Consider the following 13,005-nt stretch of genomic DNA (forward strand, 5'->3'; position numbering starts at 1 on the left):
AGGGATGATCAGTCGTTGCGCACGCGTGAACGGGCGGAGAAGATGACCGGAATGCCGGGAGCGGGGTAGGCTTCCCTTATTTTGTTGCGCAGGTACTGGGAATAGCTGTCCGTGAGCAGGCTTTTGTCATTGACGAAAAGAACGTAGCGTGGGACGGGAATAGTATTGTACTTGGGGTCCACCGCTGTGGTGGCGTAATATATTTTCAGCCTTCTGGCGGAACCGCTGGCGGAGCCGGGAGGGTTCATCTGCTGGGCGAGCTGGATCAGGCGGTTGAGCTGGCCGGTAGTGGGCAGGTTATGGGATTCCCGACGGATGCGCGTGATGACTTTGAAGATGATTTCCACGCCTTCCGCTTTTTTGGCGGAGGTGGCGATGAAAGGCGCATAGCTGATGAAGAAGAGTTCCCTGCGCACCTGTTCCTCCACTTCCGCCATGCGGTCCTTGCGGGGGGCATTCGGATGGAAGAGGTCGAATTTGTTGACGATGATGATACAGGGTTTTCCTTCTTCCGCAATGATGCCGGCAATGCGGCGGTCCTGTTGCGTGATGCCCGCCGCGATGTCAATGACCAGCAGGCAGATATCCGCCCGGCGGATGGCTTTCTCACTGCGCATGGCGGAGAAGACTTCTACGGAGGTGTCCCGACGGGAGCGGGGACGCATGCCGGCGGTGTCAATCAGCACGTAGGGCTGGCCGTCGTGCAGGTAGGGGATGTCAATGGCGTCACGGGTGGTGCCCGCCACATTGGAGACGATCGTGCGCCTGTCCTGGAGGATGGCGTTGACCAGAGAGGATTTGCCAGCGTTGGGGCGTCCCACTACGGCTACCTTGATGGGAAGGGGCGTTTCCTCTCCGTTTTCCGGTTTTTCCTCCAGTTCTTCTTTAAGCGGAGCCCCTTTCTGCTTGAGAAAACCGTCCAGCCGGGAGGCTAATTCGGAGAAGCCTCTGCCGTGGGCGGCAGAGAGAAAGATATGGTCGTCAAAACCCAGTCCGGCAAATTCGCCCAGATTGAGATCCTGTTTTTCATGGTCGGCTTTGTTAAGAAGGAGGATGACGGGAATGTCCGATTTACGGAGGTGGTCCGCGATGCTCTGGTCGATAGGGGTGAGGTGATCCCGGCAGTCCAGCACGAAGAGGATGAGGTCCGCCGTTTTTATGGCAATGTCCGCCTCCGCCTCCACCTGTTCCGCAAAGCCGTCGCTCAGGCGCGCGCCGATACCGCCCGTGTCCATGATTTTACAGGCGCGGTCCGTAATCCTGCAGGGGGCGGAGAGCCGGTCGCGGGTGACGCCGGGTTCATCATGCACGATGGCGATGCGCCTGCCTGCCATTCTATTGAAGATGGCGGATTTCCCGACATTGGGCCTGCCTACGATGGCGATGGTGGGGACGTGCTGCATGCACATCATGTTATCCGAAGCTCCCATGCTGTGAAAGCTAATTCCACGCCAGCGGGGGGGACTTCCGCCGGGGGCTTATCCCTTGTGCGTGGCCCGTTTGTGAAGGCGCAGCGCCACGGCAACCGTGATGATGTTGGGAAGCCAGAGCAGAATATAGGGGAGCATCGTGTCGTTTTTACGGGACAAGTCCGCAAAGATCAGGGCTAAAAAGTAGAGTGAGGCGATCAGGATGCCCAGGGCAAATCCCGTGGAGGTGTCTTTTCTGCGGGTATTGATGGCCAGCGGCACGCCGATGAGGGCAAAGACAATGCAGGCCAGGGAGAAGGAGGCTCGCCTGGGCAGTTCCGTGGCGAATTCCGTAGTCTGTCTTTTATCCAGATAGCCGGGCGTGTCCAGAGCTTCCCGGATTTCCCGGTTGGTGAAGCGGTTGGCCTTGATGCGCCGGGAGCGGGATTTGTCCAGATTGATGCTCAGAGGCATTTCGTCCATGGTCACGCTTTGGGAGATGGAGTCTTTTTCCTGAGTAGTGATGAGGGGATTGATGAGGTGCAGAGTGAGGATTTTTTTCTCGGGAGAGAAATCCATGGTTACGCGTTCCGAGTGCATGGCCACGGCCGGAGATTTTTCGTCCGCTTTCTGGTAAATGTGCATGCCGTGGATGACGTCGTCCACGCGTTTGTCGATGTAGATTTCCAGGTTGTCGAATTTGGTAATGGCCTGGCCTTCATTGAGAAGCCCTTTCGGGTTGATGGAAGCGGCTTTGATGAGCAGCTCGGAAATGGATTGCTTGGCACGCGGTGCGATGTCTATGTTAATCCAGTAGCAAAGGCCGGAAAGGGCAATGCCGATGGCGATGGCGGGGGCGCTCAGACGCCACAGGCTCATGCCGGACATGCGCATGGAGGTGAGTTCGTTGTCTGAGGCCAGACGGCCGTACACCAGAAGAACGGCCGTCAGGAATCCCCACGGAATGGAGAACATCAGTGAAAAGGGGATGACCTGGAAGATGAATTCCAGAACGATGCTGATGGGGGCCTTATTTTCCACCAGGAGGGGGCGCAGTTCCTTGAACAGGTTGCCCAGAAGGAGCAGGGCGCTCAGGGCCATTACCCCCAGGGCCGTGACACCAAGCAGCTGGCGGGCAATGTATCTGTCAAGGATCTTCATGCAGTAAAACCGTGCCTGATATTGTGCCTGAAGGCTGCGGACAAGTCAATCTCGCGCACGGAACAATGCACATCCCGTCCCGGAGGAAGGGCTTGGTGAGCGGGGTGGGGAACTTCCTTTGCTGCAAATGAAAGCGGGATAGGCATGTTGCTCAGCTTTCTTTTTGTTCCAGGCTTCCGAGCAGTTTTTCCCGCTGCGGGGGAAGCTTGCCGAAGTGGGATTTCAGAATGACGTGCGCCGGGATGCCTGGGTGGGCTATTCCATGCAGCTGGGCGAGTTCCTGTTCGAAGTGCAGGACGGCGCGGAGCGTAGGGTCATTGTTTTCCAGATAGGTGTAGGCCCTCTGCAGCAAGTCGTAAAATTCCGGAATGGGCGTGTCCGGTTCCAGCATTTGGAGAAACAGGCGCGCGAAATAGCCCGCCGCACTGAGCCGGAGGTAATTTTTCCGGAGGGCCAGGCGCGGCGAAAGCAGATCTGCGGAGGTCAGGGTGTGCAGATCCCCTTTTTTTGCCTGCGTCCACTGCATGCGGCACTGATAGAAAATGTCCAGACGTCCGGCAAAGGGACTGCTAGGTTTTCTGGCGCTTTTTGCCGCCGTTCTGATAAGGCCTTCCTCCGTGCACCAGACGGCAATCAGGCCGTTTTCTCCCAGGGGGTAGAGCTTCAGGACCGTCGCTTCCGCGTTCATTAACGGCGTTTTTCCAGTCCGGTTTTTACCGGCTGTTCGGTGGGGACGGTCTGCCCGTAAGGGGAGGGAAGGATGCCGGCTTCCGTCATGGCGTCCGTAAAGGCCTGGATGGCGCTGGTGCCTCCGTGGATGCGGATGGCGGAAAGAAGCTGTTCCTGGGCAGCCTCCTTGTTCCCTTCCATCAGTTTGAGGATGGCCTGGGTGCAATAGTAGTATGGCGTATCATCCATCGGGCCGTACAGCTTTTCCAGTTCCGCGGCAAGCGGCTGGTTATCCAGTTTTCGGGCGCAGATATAACGCTTGAATTGCAGCAGGGGCGTCATGCCGGAATTGTCCTTGAAGGAGGGAAGGAGTTCCGTGAAAGCTTTCAATGCTTTGGAATAGTCGTGATTGACGTAATGCGCTTCCGCCAGGTTGAACCGGATGGTGAGGTTGAAGGGATCCAGTTGCTGGGCTCTTTCAAAATTTTCCAGGGCCTTTTCGATATTGCGGATTTCAATGTAGCAGGCGCCGCGGAGGTTGTATAAGCCCGGATTCCCGGTATAAAGTTTTTCCAGCTCCATGAGGGAAAAAAGACATTCCATGATCCTTTTTTTGGCAAAGAGCTGTTCCGCTTTGCGGAATTGGTCTATATAGCTTTTCCTGGTTGTTTCCGGCAGTCTATTGAATTCCTGAATCCAGGCAGGGGAAGGGGAGCCCGGAAAGGACTGTTGCGCGGAGGCGGGAAGAAAGGCGAGCGCAAGCGCCGCCAGCAGGAAGGAGCGTGTCTTCATGAATCAATCAGGAGTTCAGGTGGGGAATGATTTTTTGTAGCGCGGCTTCCGCCGTGAGTCCATATTTTTTTCTGAGGATGGATTCCGAACCATGCTCAATGAATTGATCCGGCCATGCGATGGCTTCCACGGGCGTCTTGATGTCTCCGGTTTCCAGGGATTCAAGAACGGCGGAGTTGAAGCCGCCGCTGATGGAGTGGTCTTCGAAAGTGCAGACTACCCTGCTGCGTTCTGCGTGACGGCGGATACATTCATCATCCAGAGGTTTGATGAAACGGGCATTGACCAGGGTGACGGTATAGCCGCGCGCTTCCAGCAGCGAGGCGGTTTCCCGGGCGATGCCGATCATGGTGCCCAGGGAGACGAGGGTTACATCCTGCCCCGTCTGAAGTACTTCCGCCTTGCCGATGGGGAGGATTTCCCCCTTGGCGGGGACGGGTACTCCGGCGCCGCAGCCCCTGGGATAGCGGATAACGGTGGGCCCGTTCTGGTAATGGTTCATGGTTCGGAGCATGTGGACGAATTCAGCTTCATCCTTGGGCTGCATGAAGACAATGTTCGGGATGCTGCGAATCATGGCAATGTCAAACAGCCCGTGGTGTGTGGGTCCGTCGTCCGGGGACAGTCCGGCGCGGTCCATGCAAAAACGCACGGGCAGTTTTTGCAGCGCGGCGTCATGTTGAATCATGTCAATACAGCGCTGCATGAAAGTGGAGTAAATGGCGATGTAGGGTTTCATGCCCTCCGCCGCCAGCCCGCAGGCGAAGAGGGCGCCATGCTCTTCCGCGATTCCTACGTCAAAATAACGTTTGGGGAAAGCTTCCTTGAATAAGTCCAGCTTGGTGCCGCTGGCCATGGCGGCCGTGATGGCTGTGATGGATTCATCCTCGCGCGCCATTTTCACCAGCGTGGAGCCGAAGATATGGGAGAATGTGGGGGTGGGGGCGGCCTGCGTTTCCCCGTCCCTCACGCAATAGGAGCCCAGGCCGTGGAATTTGGTGGGGTTGTCCAGGGCGGGCTGGTAGCCCTTGCCCTTCTGGGTGACCACATGCAAAATAACGGGTTCGTTGAGATCCTTGATGTAGGCGAGGGTACGTATCAGGGTGGGAATGTCATGTCCGTCCAGGGGGCCGAAATAGCGCAGCCCGAATTTGTTGAACAGGAGTGACGGGAAGATCAGGTTCTGGGTGGTGCCTTCCAGCTTGAAAGCAAAGTCCCTGGCCTGCGCGCCGCCCAGCTTTTCAATGAAGGAGGCCGTTTTATCCCTTAACCAGGAAAAGGTTTCCGAAGTTTGCAGGGAGTTGAAGTATTTTGCCAGCGCTCCTACGTTTTTGTCGATGGCCCATTCGTTGTCATTCAGAATGGTGATGTAGCGTTTGGTGGTCTGGCTGATATTGTTCAGCGCCTCCAGAGTGGTGCCGCAGGTGAATGCCGCATCTCCGGCTACGGCCACCACATGGTAGTCTTCTCCTTTCAGGTCCCTGGCCGCGCACATGCCCAGGGCGGCGGAAAGCGCCGTGCCCGCATGCCCCGCTCCGTAGGAGTCGTGAGGGGATTCGGACATTTTGGCGAATCCGGAAAGCCCCCCATGCTGGCGGATGGTATGGATCAGGGGAGCGCGCCCCGTCAGCATTTTATGGACATAGGCCTGGTGGGAGACGTCAAAGATGATTTTATCCCGCGGCGTTTCAAAGACGCGGTGAAGGGCAATGCTCAGTTCTACTACGCCCAGGTTGGGGCCCAGGTGGCCTCCGGTGAGGGAAAGGGAGTGAATGAGCGTATTCCGGATTTCTTCCGCGAGCCTGGGCAGTTCCGACTCAGGAATTTTCATCAGGTCTGCGTGGCTGCGGATGCTTGCCAGCAGTCCCGGAAGTTCAGGTGAGGGAGAATTCATTGCTGTCTGGTTCATCGGTATCCGTTTTATCCTGAACGGTTTCCGGGTTGCTGAGAGTTTGAATGCGCAGTTCCGCGTCATGCAGGATGCTGCGGCAGTGACGGATGAGCTTATTGCCTTCTTCCACCAGGGCTATCATGTCTTCCAGCTCGGTAACGGGGGCTTCCGTCAGACGTATGATCTCTTCCAGGCGTGCTACGGATTCTTCAAAGCCTGGAGCGTTTTTCCGTTGTTTGGCCATATGGGGATTAAGGTTGAGGAGTGGTTTCCTGAAGGTCTTTGTAAAGAATCATTTCCGCTCCCTGAATGAATTGGCGGGAATCAGGCGTTCCGAAGCGCTGCGCCAGGGGAGCAAGCGCCTGACTGTGGTCAAAGAGGTACACGGGATTTTTATCCTTGGTCTGGAACAGAACGGTGCCTTCCAGAACGAGGGGGGTGAATTCTCCGTAGGAGGAGGCAATGGTGCGGAGGTTCATTTTTGATGTGGAAGAGGGAGTCACCAGAATGCTGCCCACCTTGCCGCCATGGAATTTCAGAATGCGTTCCAGCACCATGAGTTGTTCCACCATTTTGGGGATGCCGATGGCTTTCCGGTCTGCATACCAGCCGACGGCGGCCGGCTGGTCCGTGAGAATGAAATCCTTTTCCGCCGTCTGGGAGCGAAGATCCCGGTTAAGGCCCTGGGGATAGTAGGGAGGCCATGCCGGAATACCGCGGCCGGCCGTCAGGATGCCCACCCGCACAATGTGCGGAAGGTTGAGCAGAAGCGGAAGGGATGTGATGAGCAGGGAAAGCAGCAGAACGCCTCCCCGAAGGATGGAGATTAGTTCTCTGTTGGAATGCCTGGCAATCAGGTTGAGAACAAATGCCGTGCCGTAGGCCGTGAAAAAGGGAGCGAAGAGGATTTGAATCTGCCCTAAGGAAATGCCGGTTTTATTGGAGGTATAAATGGCCATGCCGATGACGGCAGGAACCCACATGGCAAAAATGCCCCATTTGGACTGGTTGACTTCCGGCCGTTTGAATTTATGCAGGAGGGCCAGCAGAAATACCATGGCCAGGGGAAGATTGCCGAGGTTTTCATAGAGAAGGTCACCCTGTGTCAGAATGTTGTTGATGACGGAAGTGACTACTTTTTGGGCGGCGATGGGAATGCTTCCGGAAACCAGAGCATTCATCGCTATTTCTTCATTGCCGGTCAGCCCCGTGAAGATGGTGTAGTAAGCCGTTCCGAAGAAGCCCCCGCTAAGGGAGCGGTTGATGTAAATAGGGTAGGCCAGGAAAAGAAGGAGAATGATAAGGCCCGGGATGCAGTACAGGCCGTGCGGCCTGAACCGGATGCCTGCAAAAATCAGAAAACCGGCCATGGGCCACAGTCCGATCCACCCGGTGAGGCAGACGCATGAGAAACAGATGGAGCTGCCGATGAGAGGCAGCAGGAATGCGCGGTTCTCCTCCTTGTTTTGCAGCGCCCGGTACAGAAAATAGATGCCCCAGGCAAAGAAGAAGAGCATCATCATCTGCGGGAGGCCGCTGGTGGCGTATTGCAGGAAAAGATTACTGAGTATCATCGTCAGGCAGGTGAAGCAGGCGATGGTGACGTCAAACATCCGGAGGAGGATGTAATAGCAGCTCAGGACGGCCAGGATGAAAAACATGCAGGAAATGCCCGCCACAATTCGGTCAGGCAAATAAATCATGGATGAGCCCGTCATGCTCCACAGATCAAATTTGTGGACGCCGGCCATCTTGAAGACGACTGCTTCCACCAGAATGTTCAACGGAGCGTTGCGTGTGTCCCGGAGGGCGTAGGGATTGAATTTTTCCGGATCGACGAGGGTTTCGCCCTGTCCGGCCCGGATGGCTTCCTGTTCGTGTATCTGGGCGTCTGAAAGAAAAGGGTTGAGGCCGGCGCGGGTACTCCCGGAGACCATCTGGATGGGCCTCAGCCAGTTGGTGGTCATCCCCTGCCCCCTGGCTACGTTGCGGGCGATTTGGGCGTGGTCCATGGCGGCGTCGGTGCCCAGCCCGTTAAAGTTGAAAAAGTACTGCACCCCCGTGATTGCCAGCAGCAGGATAAGGATGATGATAAAAGGGGTGCGGGATGCCGAGGAGGACTCATTCATGAATGGAGGATATCTTGTAGTTTGCGTTGAAGGGTGCGCCGGCTGATGCCCAGCAGGTGGGCCGCTGCCGTTTTGTTGCCGTTTGACTGGGCCAGCGCTTGTTGGATGGCATTCCGTTCCAGCAAGGATAAATTCAAAACCCCGGCCGGGACAAGCCCATTCTGCGTGTTGGGTGCATTGTCCTCCGGCCGTTCCTGTGGAGGGGCTTCCGGAGAAGTATCCTGCAGTTGAGGGGGAAGATGGTGGATGCCTATGCTGGCGGAATTGCTCATGACGACGCCATGTTCCATGGCCGTGCGGAGTTCACGAACGTTTCCCGGCCACTGGTAATTCCGGACGGCTTCAAGCGCTTCCCGGGAAAGAGGCTTGAATTCCTTGTTGTTTTCTCTGGCGAATTCTTTCAGGAAGGCGGTTGCAAGCAGGGGAATGTCTTCCCGGCGGTCCCGGAGGGGGGGCATTTGGATATGCACCACATTGAGACGGAAGTAGAGGTCTTCCCGGAATTTCCCTTCCTGGACGAGTTTTTTCAATGATTTGTTGGTGGCCGCGATAACGCGCACATTGACGGGAATGGATACATTGGACCCTACGCGTTCTATGGTCCGTTCAGACAGCACCCGCAGCAGCCGGACTTGCGTTCCGGCGTCTATTTCCCCGATTTCATCCAGAAAGATAGTGCCGCCGTCCGCCTGCTCAAAGCGGCCGATGCGGCGTTGTCCGGCTCCGGTGAAGGAGCCTTTTTCATGGCCGAACAGCTCGCTTTCCAATAATTGGGGGGAAAGGGCCGCACAGTTGACGGCCACGAATTTATTTTCCGGCCTTCCGGAGAGGGAATGGATGGCCTGGGCTACGAGTTCTTTCCCGGTGCCGCTTTCCCCCTCAATCAGCACGGTCGTTTTGCTGGGAGCCACCTGGCGAATAATGGAGAATACGTGTTCCATGGCGACGGACCTGCCCAGCAGTTTTTGCAGGCCGGAGTCCGCCTGGATGCGGGTGGTGAGTTCCTGGTTGGCCGTTTCCAGGTTCCGTGTGTGGAGCGCCCGTTTAAGCACCAGCTCCACGGCGTCCAGATTCAGGGGTTTGGTGACGAAGTCGTACGCTCCCTCTTTTATAGCTGCTACGGCGGCATCCACGGAGCCGTAGGCAGTCATCATGATGCTTTGCGGAGGGTGGGGCAGGGCGGCGGCGGCTTTCAGCACATCCATACCGCTTTCCCCGCCCAGTCTCAGATCCGTCAGGACCAGATCCGGAGATTCTTCCCGCAGGAGGGCGGAAGCCTGGGAGAGATTGGCGGCGGTGTATACCTCGTAATCATCCTGAAAACCCATGCGCAGAGCGTCGCGCGTAGGTTTTTCATCATCTACGATCAGCAAGACAGGCATCTTCATGATGGAATGGAGGGGGGCAGGAGCCTGATGGTGCGTTCCACGCGCGGCAGGAAGACCGTGATGGTGGTTCCCTGACCCGGCTGGCTGGCCAGGGTGATGGAGCCGCCGTGTTCCTTCACGATGCGGCGAACGATAAGCAGCCCCAGTCCGGAGCCGGTGGATTTGGTGGTCAGGAAAGGTTCATAAATACTGCCCATGACCTCCGGTGAAATGCCGCAGCCGGTATCCGCCACAGTGACGAATACGCTGTCATCCGTATAACCGCTTTTGAGCAGAATAGTGCCTCCCTCCGGAGGAATGGCCTGGTAGGCATTCTTGATCAGGTTGTAAAAGACCTGTTTGATCTGGACGGGGTCCAGTCTGAGGATGGGAAGACTGGGCTGGAGGTCCGTGTTGATCTGGATGCCGCGCTGCTGGATTTCCGGTTCCAGCAGTTTCAGCACTTCCATGAGGATAGTTTCAATATTGTAGGGTTCCCGGATGGGCCTGGTGGGGCGGATGGCCTGGAGGAATTGCTTCAGGATAACGTCCAGCCGCGTGGTTTCGCTTTCCGCTGTTTTCAGCAGTTCCTCCATATCCGTCCGGTATTTTGGAGGCAGCTGCTTTGCCTTTCTGGCCAGGAGCTGGAGATGGAGGCCTATGGAATTGAGGGGGTTGCCTATTTCATGAGCCACTCCTGCGGCCAGTAGCGTCAAGGCATTCAGTCGTTCTGCCTCAATGTTTTCCGCGTTTTTCTTCTGCCGGGGTGTTTCATCCCGTATCAGGACCAGGTGGCCCTGGTTTTTGCCGCCGATAGGGGAAATGAAGATGTTCAGGAATCTGTGCTCCGGGTAAAAGATTTCCGTGTCCCGGGAGACGGCGGTCCGGCTCTGCTGGATAGTGTCCCATGTACAGTCCCTGCCCAGGAAAATACAGAAGTCATCCGGAGTGATCTGCCCGCGTTCCTTGTCAAAGAGTTTGAGGGCAGCCTGGTTGACGAACAGAATTTTCCCCTTGTTATCCAGCAGGATCAGGCCTTCCTGAATGGCTTCAAATACCTGCTGGAAAAAACCCTGCTGTTCCGCCAGCTTGACAAAAAAGCGCTGGAGGTCTTCCTCCTTGATGTGGTCAATGCGGCCGATCAGCTTGTCAATGGTGTCTTTTTTCATGGCGGCGGTTCCGTTGCCGTGCGGCTCGCTCTTATATATAAAGAGCGGCATGTCACAAATCAAGCTGATGTGACATATTGTCGCGCATTTGCGGCTGGACATGATTCCGGGGGAGAGGGCAGGATGACGGCATGCCTGAAGATTTTCCCTGCATTCCCTTTGTCAGAACGCGCCAGGTAGCTTTTCATGATACGGATGCTTCCGGGGTGGCCCATTTCTCCCGTCTGCTTTGTTTGGTGGAGGAAGTGGAGCACGAGTACCTGCGTTCCCGGGGAGTGGAGATTTTTTCCCCAGACTGCGGCTGGCCCCGCGTGCATGTGGAGGCGGATTACTCCAGCTCCGCGGGGCTGGGAGATTGGCTGAGCATTGAATTAAGTCTGGGAACGGTGGGAACCAGTTCTCTGGAATGGAAATTTGCCGTGTTCCATTCCGGGCGTCCGGTGATGAGGGGAAGATATGTGGTCGTTCGTTTGGGGAGGGGCGGCAAACCTCAGGCAATTTCGGAATCGGAGAGGGAATGCCTGATTTCAGGCTTTTCAAAAGGAGGAGATGCCTGTAAATAAAGCCCATGTCTTCTAAAAAGCCTGTCGTTCTTGTTATTCGCGACGGTTGGGGCCGCAATCCGTTGGGGCCTGATGTCGCGAAAGAGTACGGTGACGCCACTGTTCTGGCTGATACCCCCTTCACTGATTACCTCCTTGCCAACTATCCCCATAGCCTGCTGGGCGCTTCCGGGGAGGATGTGGGCCTTCCGGACGGTCAGATGGGCAATTCCGAGGTAGGGCATTTGAACCTGGGCGCGGGCCGCGTTGTCTTTCAGGATCTCTGCCGGGTGGACAATGCCATCAAAGATGGTTCCATGGGGGAAAACGCCGTGCTGAAGACCGCTTTTTCCCAGGCCGCTTCTTCCCGCCTGCACCTGCTCGGCCTGGTGAGCGACGGCGGTGTGCACAGCCATATCAACCATTTGATCGGCATCGTCAAATATGCTTATGAAGCGGGTGTCCGCGATATCTGCATCCATGCCATTACGGATGGCCGCGATTGTTCGCCGACCAGCGGAGCCGGTTTTGTCCGCCAGCTGGAGGAAGCCGTCAGGCCGTACGGCGCCAAAATTGCCACGGTTGTCGGCCGTTTCTATGCGATGGATCGGGACAAACGCTGGGACCGCAATAAGCTGGCATGGGATGCCATCGTGCTGGGCCGCGGCGAACAGTGCTCCTGCTCCCCTGCCGAATATGTGGAGCAGTGTTATGCGAAGGGGGAGACGGATGAGTTCCTGAAGCCCGGCATTTTTGCCTATGGCAACGAACAGCGTGTACGGGATAACGACGTGGTGTTCTTCTTCAATTTCCGTGCGGACCGCGCCCGGCAGATGAGCGACGCTTTCCTTTATCCCGAATTTGACGGCTTTGACCGTGAAGTGACGCCTAAAGTGCACTATGTGACGTTAACGGAATATGATGCCAAGTATCCCTCTCCCATTGTTTTTGAACAGGAACAGTTGAACAATATTTTCGGGCAGATTGTGTCGGAAGCCGGGAAAACCCAGCTCCGCATAGCGGAAACGGAAAAGTACGCCCACGTTACTTTCTTCTTTAACGGAGGTGTGGAGACCCAGTTCCCCGGAGAAGACCGCATTCTTGTTCCTTCCCCCCGGGAAGTGGCCACTTATGACCTGAAGCCCCAGATGAGCGCGGCGGAAGTGGCGGATAAGTTTGTGGACGCTGTGGACAAGTACGATGTGGTCATCATGAATTTCGCCAATGGGGACATGGTGGGCCATACCGGATTTGTGGAAGCCGGCATTGCCGCCTGCGAAGCGGTGGACAGCGCCTTGGAAAAGTGCGTGAAGAAGGTGTTGGAACTTGGCGGCAAGCTGCTTATTACGGCGGATCACGGCAATGCCGAACACATGCGCAATGAGGATGGTTCCCCGAATACAGCCCACACGACCAACCTTGTGGACCTTATTTATGTGGCGGCTGATAAGGATCAGGTAACCCTTTCCAATGGCATTCTGGCGGATGTCGCTCCCACGCTGCTGAGCCTGATGGGGTTGAAACAGCCTGCTGAAATGTCCGGGCATTCCCTGGTGGCGTCCAGGAAATAGCGGTCTGCCTGGTTAATTCATGAAATCCGTTTCTGGATGCGTTCCGGAAACGGATTTTTTATGTCATATTTTCCGGATAGGGCAAAATGGGACAGCTGTCGGATGCGCAATGAATAACCCGGCTTCCGTTTTTGATGAAAAAAACTTTTTCGCGAATTCTGATGACAGGCGTGTTTTGTTCGTGTCTCTCCGGCGCTTCAGGCATTTTTTTGCGGTAAGGGGCCGGACATGAAGAAATAGTTTTTCTGCCTGCGGGGAAATTTTTCTGTTTTATTCTTCATCTGTGGAGAAACCGCCGGACGGGG

Annotated in this window: 11 protein-coding genes; 2 read left to right on the forward strand and 9 right to left on the reverse strand. The window is 56.1% G+C overall.

The features are described from left to right. Positions 1–8 precede the first annotated feature (8 nt). The 9 genes from der to B3075_RS04195 form a co-directional block, all read right to left on the reverse strand. A complete protein-coding gene (der, locus tag B3075_RS04155; protein WP_290488466.1) occupies positions 9–1,430 on the reverse strand; it encodes a ribosome biogenesis GTPase Der in 1,422 nt (473 codons plus the stop codon). Between the two features lie 48 nt (positions 1,431–1,478). Further along, positions 1,479–2,570 (reverse strand): LptF/LptG family permease, encoded by a 1,092-nt coding sequence (locus tag B3075_RS04160; RefSeq protein ID WP_290488465.1) that lies wholly within the window; start codon positions 2,568–2,570, stop codon positions 1,479–1,481. 151 nt (positions 2,571–2,721) lie between these two features. After that, a complete protein-coding gene (gene recO / locus B3075_RS04165; RefSeq protein ID WP_290488464.1) occupies positions 2,722–3,258 on the reverse strand; it encodes a DNA repair protein RecO in 537 nt (178 codons plus the stop codon). Next, positions 3,258–4,031 carry a tetratricopeptide repeat protein gene (locus B3075_RS04170; protein ID WP_290488463.1) on the reverse strand — a complete coding sequence of 258 codons (774 nt, stop codon included), beginning with the start codon at positions 4,029–4,031 and terminating at the stop codon, positions 3,258–3,260. The genes recO and B3075_RS04170 overlap by 1 nt, the downstream gene beginning before the upstream one ends. 7 nt (positions 4,032–4,038) lie before the next feature. Beyond that, on the reverse strand, positions 4,039–5,925 hold the full coding sequence (gene dxs, locus B3075_RS04175; protein ID WP_290488462.1) for a 1-deoxy-D-xylulose-5-phosphate synthase: 1,887 nt from the start codon (positions 5,923–5,925) through the stop codon (positions 4,039–4,041). Further along, positions 5,906–6,166, reverse strand: coding sequence for an exodeoxyribonuclease VII small subunit (gene xseB, locus B3075_RS04180; protein ID WP_012419371.1), 261 nt, complete (start codon positions 6,164–6,166; stop codon positions 5,906–5,908). Before xseB ends, dxs begins: the two co-directional genes overlap by 20 nt. Positions 6,167–6,173: 7 nt before the next feature. Continuing rightward, complete coding sequence (locus B3075_RS04185; RefSeq protein WP_094137482.1) at positions 6,174–8,051, reverse strand: ArnT family glycosyltransferase; 1,878 nt, start codon at positions 8,049–8,051, stop codon at positions 6,174–6,176. Continuing rightward, the gene (locus B3075_RS04190) at positions 8,048–9,439 is read right to left on the reverse strand and encodes a sigma-54-dependent transcriptional regulator (RefSeq protein ID WP_290488461.1); all 1,392 of its coding nucleotides are present in this window, start codon (positions 9,437–9,439) and stop codon (positions 8,048–8,050) included. The genes B3075_RS04185 and B3075_RS04190 overlap by 4 nt, the downstream gene beginning before the upstream one ends. Beyond that, positions 9,436–10,638, reverse strand: coding sequence for a two-component system sensor histidine kinase NtrB (locus tag B3075_RS04195; RefSeq protein WP_290488460.1), 1,203 nt, complete (start codon positions 10,636–10,638; stop codon positions 9,436–9,438). Before B3075_RS04195 ends, B3075_RS04190 begins: the two co-directional genes overlap by 4 nt. 80 nt (positions 10,639–10,718) lie before the next feature. On the opposite strand from B3075_RS04195, the gene B3075_RS04200 reads away from it, so the two are divergent. Next, positions 10,719–11,150 (forward strand): acyl-CoA thioesterase, encoded by a 432-nt coding sequence (locus tag B3075_RS04200; RefSeq protein WP_094137485.1) that lies wholly within the window; start codon positions 10,719–10,721, stop codon positions 11,148–11,150. A 5-nt stretch (positions 11,151–11,155) separates the two neighbouring features. Further along, the gene (gpmI, locus tag B3075_RS04205; protein ID WP_290488459.1) at positions 11,156–12,700 is read left to right on the forward strand and encodes a 2,3-bisphosphoglycerate-independent phosphoglycerate mutase; all 1,545 of its coding nucleotides are present in this window, start codon (positions 11,156–11,158) and stop codon (positions 12,698–12,700) included. Positions 12,701–13,005: the final 305 nt, after the last annotated feature.

The sequence above is a fragment of the Akkermansia sp. UBA7090 genome (assembly GCF_002493465.1).
GTDB lineage: Bacteria > Verrucomicrobiota > Verrucomicrobiia > Verrucomicrobiales > Akkermansiaceae > Akkermansia > Akkermansia muciniphila_A.

Bases quoted from the DNA above. Each gene is read 5' to 3' on its own strand.
- dxs (WP_290488462.1), bottom strand. From the start codon at position 5,925: ATGAATTCTCCCTCACCTGAACTTCCGGGACTGCTGGCAAGCATCCGC.
- der (WP_290488466.1), bottom strand. From the start codon at position 1,430: ATGGGAGCTTCGGATAACATGATGTGCATGCAGCACGTCCCCACCATC.
- B3075_RS04160 (WP_290488465.1), bottom strand. From the start codon at position 2,570: ATGAAGATCCTTGACAGATACATTGCCCGCCAGCTGCTTGGTGTCACG.
- B3075_RS04170 (WP_290488463.1), bottom strand. From the start codon at position 4,031: ATGAAGACACGCTCCTTCCTGCTGGCGGCGCTTGCGCTCGCCTTTCTT.
- xseB (WP_012419371.1), bottom strand. From the start codon at position 6,166: ATGGCCAAACAACGGAAAAACGCTCCAGGCTTTGAAGAATCCGTAGCA.
- B3075_RS04185 (WP_094137482.1), bottom strand. From the start codon at position 8,051: ATGAATGAGTCCTCCTCGGCATCCCGCACCCCTTTTATCATCATCCTT.
- B3075_RS04190 (WP_290488461.1), bottom strand. From the start codon at position 9,439: ATGAAGATGCCTGTCTTGCTGATCGTAGATGATGAAAAACCTACGCGC.
- B3075_RS04200 (WP_094137485.1), top strand. From the start codon at position 10,719: ATGCCTGAAGATTTTCCCTGCATTCCCTTTGTCAGAACGCGCCAGGTA.
- recO (WP_290488464.1), bottom strand. From the start codon at position 3,258: ATGAACGCGGAAGCGACGGTCCTGAAGCTCTACCCCCTGGGAGAAAAC.
- gpmI (WP_290488459.1), top strand. From the start codon at position 11,156: ATGTCTTCTAAAAAGCCTGTCGTTCTTGTTATTCGCGACGGTTGGGGC.
- B3075_RS04195 (WP_290488460.1), bottom strand. From the start codon at position 10,638: ATGCCGCTCTTTATATATAAGAGCGAGCCGCACGGCAACGGAACCGCC.